Raw genomic sequence first — 4,361 nt, forward strand, 5'->3', positions numbered from 1 at the left:
GGCCGCCCGGAGGCGCGGGCGCTGACCACCGCCGTCGCGCAGGCCTACGTCCGTGGCACGGCCGTGGACTGGGCGGCGGTGTTCGCGGGCCGGGGCGCCCGTCGGGTGGATCTGCCCACCTACGCCTTCCAGCGGCAGCGCTACTGGCCGACGCCCGCGGCCTGGGACGAGACCGCCACGGCGGCCGGCGGTGGCAGCGACCCCGTGGACGCCCGGTTCTGGGAGGCCGTTGAGCGCGGCGACCTGGAGATGCTCACCGCGACCCTGGACCTGGACGGCGATCAGCCGCTGAGCTCGGTGCTGCCGGCCCTGACGGCCTGGCGCAGGCAGAGCAGGGACCAGTCCACGGTCGAGGGCTGGCGCTACCGGGTCAGCTGGCGGCCGGTTGCCGAGGTGGCGTCGGCCACGGTCGCGGGCGACTGGCTGCTGGTGGTCCCGGTCGGCTGTGCCGAACCCGAGTGGGCCTCGGCTTCGGCCGGAGCGCTGACGCGGTGCGGCGTCCGGGTACGGCAGGTCGAGTTCGACCCGGCGACGGCGGGCCGGCCCGAGCTGGCCGAGCAGCTGCGCGCCGCCCTGCCCGAGGACGGGCAGCAGATCGCCGGTGTGCTCTCGCTGCTCGCCCTGGTGGACGGCTCCCACCCCGGACTCCCGTCCGCGCCGGCCGGTCTCACCGGCACCCTGGCGCTGGTCCAGGCACTCGGGGACGCTGGGATCGAGGCGCCGCTGTGGTGCGCCACCCGCGGTGCGGTCTCGACCGGGCGGTCCGACCGGCTGCAGGACCCGAGGCAGAATCAGGTCTGGGGTCTGGGCCGGGTGGTGGCGCAGGAGTACCCGGAGCGCTGGGGCGGTCTGATCGACCTTCCCGAGACCCCGGACGAGCGCGCGGTCAGCCGGCTGGTCGCCGTGCTGGCCGGCCTCGGTGACGAGGACCACCTCGCCGTCCGCGCCTCCGGGATCCTCGCCCGCCGACTGGTACGGGCCCCGCACGGCGACGCCGTCGCCCAGGGCTGGTCCCCGCGTGGTACCGCGCTGGTGACCGGTGGTACGGGCGCCCTGGGCGCCCATGTCGCCCGCTGGCTCGCCCGGGCCGGCGCCGAGCACCTGGTACTGACCAGCCGCCGGGGCCGCGATGCCGAGGGAGTCGCCGAACTGGAGGCGGAGCTCACCGGCCTGGGCACCAGGGTGACCGTCGCCGCGTGCGACGTCGCCGACCGTGAAGCGCTCGCAGCGCTGCTCGACTCGCTCCCCGCCGAGTACCCGCTGAACACCGTGGTGCACGCGGCCGGTGTCCTGGACGACGGCGTGCTGGACGCGCTGACGCCGGAGCGACTGGCGAACGTGCTCCGTCCCAAGGTGGACGCGGCCGTCAACCTGGACGAGCTCACCCGGGAGCTCGACCTCTCGGCCTTCGTGATGTTCTCGTCCTTCGCCGGTACCTTCGGCGGCCCCGGCCAGGCGAACTACGCCGCCGCGAACTCCTTCCTGGACGCGCTCGCCGAGCAGCGCCGCGCCGCCGGACTCCCCGCCACCGCCATGGCCTGGGGCGCCTGGGCCGAGGGCGGTATGGCCGTGGACGAGGTCGTCACCGAGCGACTGCGCCGAGGCGGCGTGCCCGCGCTCGCCCCGGACCTCGCCGTCGCCGCCATGCAGCACGCGCTGGACCGCGACGAGACCTTCTCGATCGTGGTGGACATCCTCTGGGACCGATTCGCCCCCCAGTACACGGCCATCCGGCCGAGTACCCTCTTCGCCGAACTCCCCGAGGCCCAGCGGGCGATGGCGGCCGCCGACGCGGAGGAGGCCGCCCAGTCCGACAACTCCTCGCTCCAGCAGCGGCTGGCCAACGCCTCGGAGAGCGAGCGCAGCCGGCTGGCGCTGGACTTCGTCCGCGCCCAGGTCGCCGCGGTGCTCGGCTACTCCGGTCCCGACGCGGTCGAACCCGCTCGCGCCTTCCGCGAGTTGGGCTTCGACTCGCTGACCGCGGTCGAGCTGCGCAACCTGCTGGCCGCGCTCACCGGCCTGCGCCTGCCCGCCACGCTGGTCTTCGACTACCCGAGCGCCACCGCGCTCGCCGAGCACCTGTGCGCCGAGATCCTGGGTGCCGCGCCGGCCGTGGCCCCCGTCGCCCCGGTGCCGGCGGCGGGTGCGGTGGACGACGACCCGATCGCGATCGTCGGCATGAGCTGCCGCTTCCCGGGCGGCGTCGGCTCGCCCGAGGACCTGTGGCGGCTGCTGGCCGCCGGGACGGACGCCCTCGCCGGCTTCCCGACCGACCGCGGCTGGGACCTCGAGGCCGTCTACCACCCGGATCCGGAGCACCCCGACACCACCTATGTGCGCGAGGGCGGCTTCCTGGACCAGGCCGGGCACTTCGACCCCGGCTTCTTCGGGATCTCGCCGCGTGAGGCGCTCGGCATGGATCCCCAGCAGCGACTGCTGCTCGAGGTCTCCTGGGAGGCGTTCGAGCGGGCGGGCATCGACCCGGCCTCGCTGCGTGGCAGCCGTACCGGCGTCTTCACCGGTACCAACGGCCAGGACTACCTGCCGCTGATCCTCAGCGCGCCCGATGGCTCCGAGGGCTTCCTCGGCACCGGCAACGCGGCCAGCGTGATGTCCGGCCGAGTGGCCTACAGCCTGGGCCTGGAGGGCCCGGCCGTGACCGTGGACACCGCGTGCTCGTCCTCGCTGGTCGCGCTGCACTGGGCGATCCAGGCGCTGCGGGCGGGGGAGTGCTCGCTGGCCCTGGCCGGCGGTGTGACCGTGATGTCCACCCCGGGTGCGTTCGTCGACTTCAGCCGGCAGCGCGGGCTCGCGGAGGACGGCCGCTGCAAGGCGTTCGCCGATGCCGCCGACGGCACCGGCTGGGGCGAGGGCGTCGGCATGCTGCTGGTCGAGCGGCTCTCGGACGCCCGGCGCAACGGGCATCCGGTGCTGGCGATCGTGCGCGGAAGCGCCGTCAACCAGGACGGTGCCAGCAACGGTCTGACCGCGCCCAACGGGCCGTCCCAGCAGCGGGTGATCCGGCAGGCGCTGGCCTCGGCTGGCCTGTCCGCCGGTGAGGTGGACGCCGTCGAGGCGCACGGTACCGGCACCGCACTGGGCGACCCGATCGAGGCCCAGGCGCTGCTCGCCACCTACGGCCGGGAGCACTCGGACGACCGTCCGCTGTGGCTCGGTTCGCTGAAGTCCAACATCGGGCACACCCAGGCCGCGGCGGGTGTCGCCGGTGTGATCAAGATGGTGATGGCGATGCGGCACGGTGTGCTGCCGCAGACCCTGCACGTCGACGAGCCCACCCACCAGGTCGACTGGTCGGTGGGTGCGGTCTCGCTGCTCACCGAGGCGCAGCCGTGGCCGGAGACCGGCCGTCCGCGCCGGGCGGCGGTGTCCTCCTTCGGCGTGAGCGGTACCAACGCGCACACCGTCATCGAACAGGCGCCGCCCGTCGAGGAGGCTGCCGAGGACGAGACCCCGGCGGTGGCGACGCCGGTGGCGCCGTGGCCGCTCTCCGCCCGGACGGCGGAGGCACTGCGCGGTCAGGCCGAGCGGCTGCGCGAGCTGCTGGAGCACGGGTCCGGTCTCGAACCGGTCGATGTGGGCTACTCGTTGGCGATGGGCCGGTCCGCGATGGAGCGCCGTGCCGTCGTGGTGGCCGAGGACCTGGCGGGCGTCGTCCAGGGCCTGGAGGCGCTTGCCGCGGGTACCAATGTGCCCGGCCTGGTCGAGGGAACGGCGGGCCTCGGCCGGCTGGCGTTCCTGTTCACGGGGCAGGGGAGTCAGCGGGCCGGGATGGGCCGCGAGTTGTACGAGGCGTTCCCGGCGTTCGCCTCCGTCCTGGACACCGTCTGCGCGGAGCTGGACGGGTACCTGGAGCGTCCGCTGCGTGAGGTGGTCTTCGGCGGCGAGGGGCTGGACGAGACCGGTTACACGCAGCCGGCGCTGTTCGCGGTCGAGGTGGCGCTGTTCCGGTTGGTGGAGTCGTGGGGTGTTCGGCCGGATGTGCTGGCTGGTCATTCGATCGGTGAGCTGGCCGCGGCGCATGTGGCGGGTGTGCTGTCGCTGGCGGACGCCGCCGCTCTGGTGGCCGCCCGTGGCCGCCTGATGCAGGCGCTGCCTTCGGGTGGTGCGATGGTGGCGGTGCAGGCCTCGGAGGCCGAGGTGCTGCCGCTGCTGGCCGGCGAGGTGGGTATCGCGGCGGTCAACGGGCCTTCCTCAGTGGTGATTTCGGGCGTCGAGGCAGCCGTTGTCGCGGTCGCCGAGCAGCTTGCGGCGCAGGGCCGGAAGACCAAGCGGCTGACCGTGAGCCACGCCTTCCACTCGCCGCTGATGGAGCCGATGCTCGCCGAGTTCCGCACCGTCGC

1 protein-coding gene is annotated in these 4,361 nt (G+C 74.3%); it reads left to right on the plus strand.

Translation table 11 applies throughout. From position 1 onward, the window contains the following. The coding region (locus tag ACWDAK_RS40710) for an SDR family NAD(P)-dependent oxidoreductase (RefSeq protein ID WP_449806582.1) at positions 1–4,361 on the plus strand (4,361 nt) is incomplete at both ends.

Source organism: Kitasatospora sp. NPDC001175 (genome assembly GCF_053598215.1).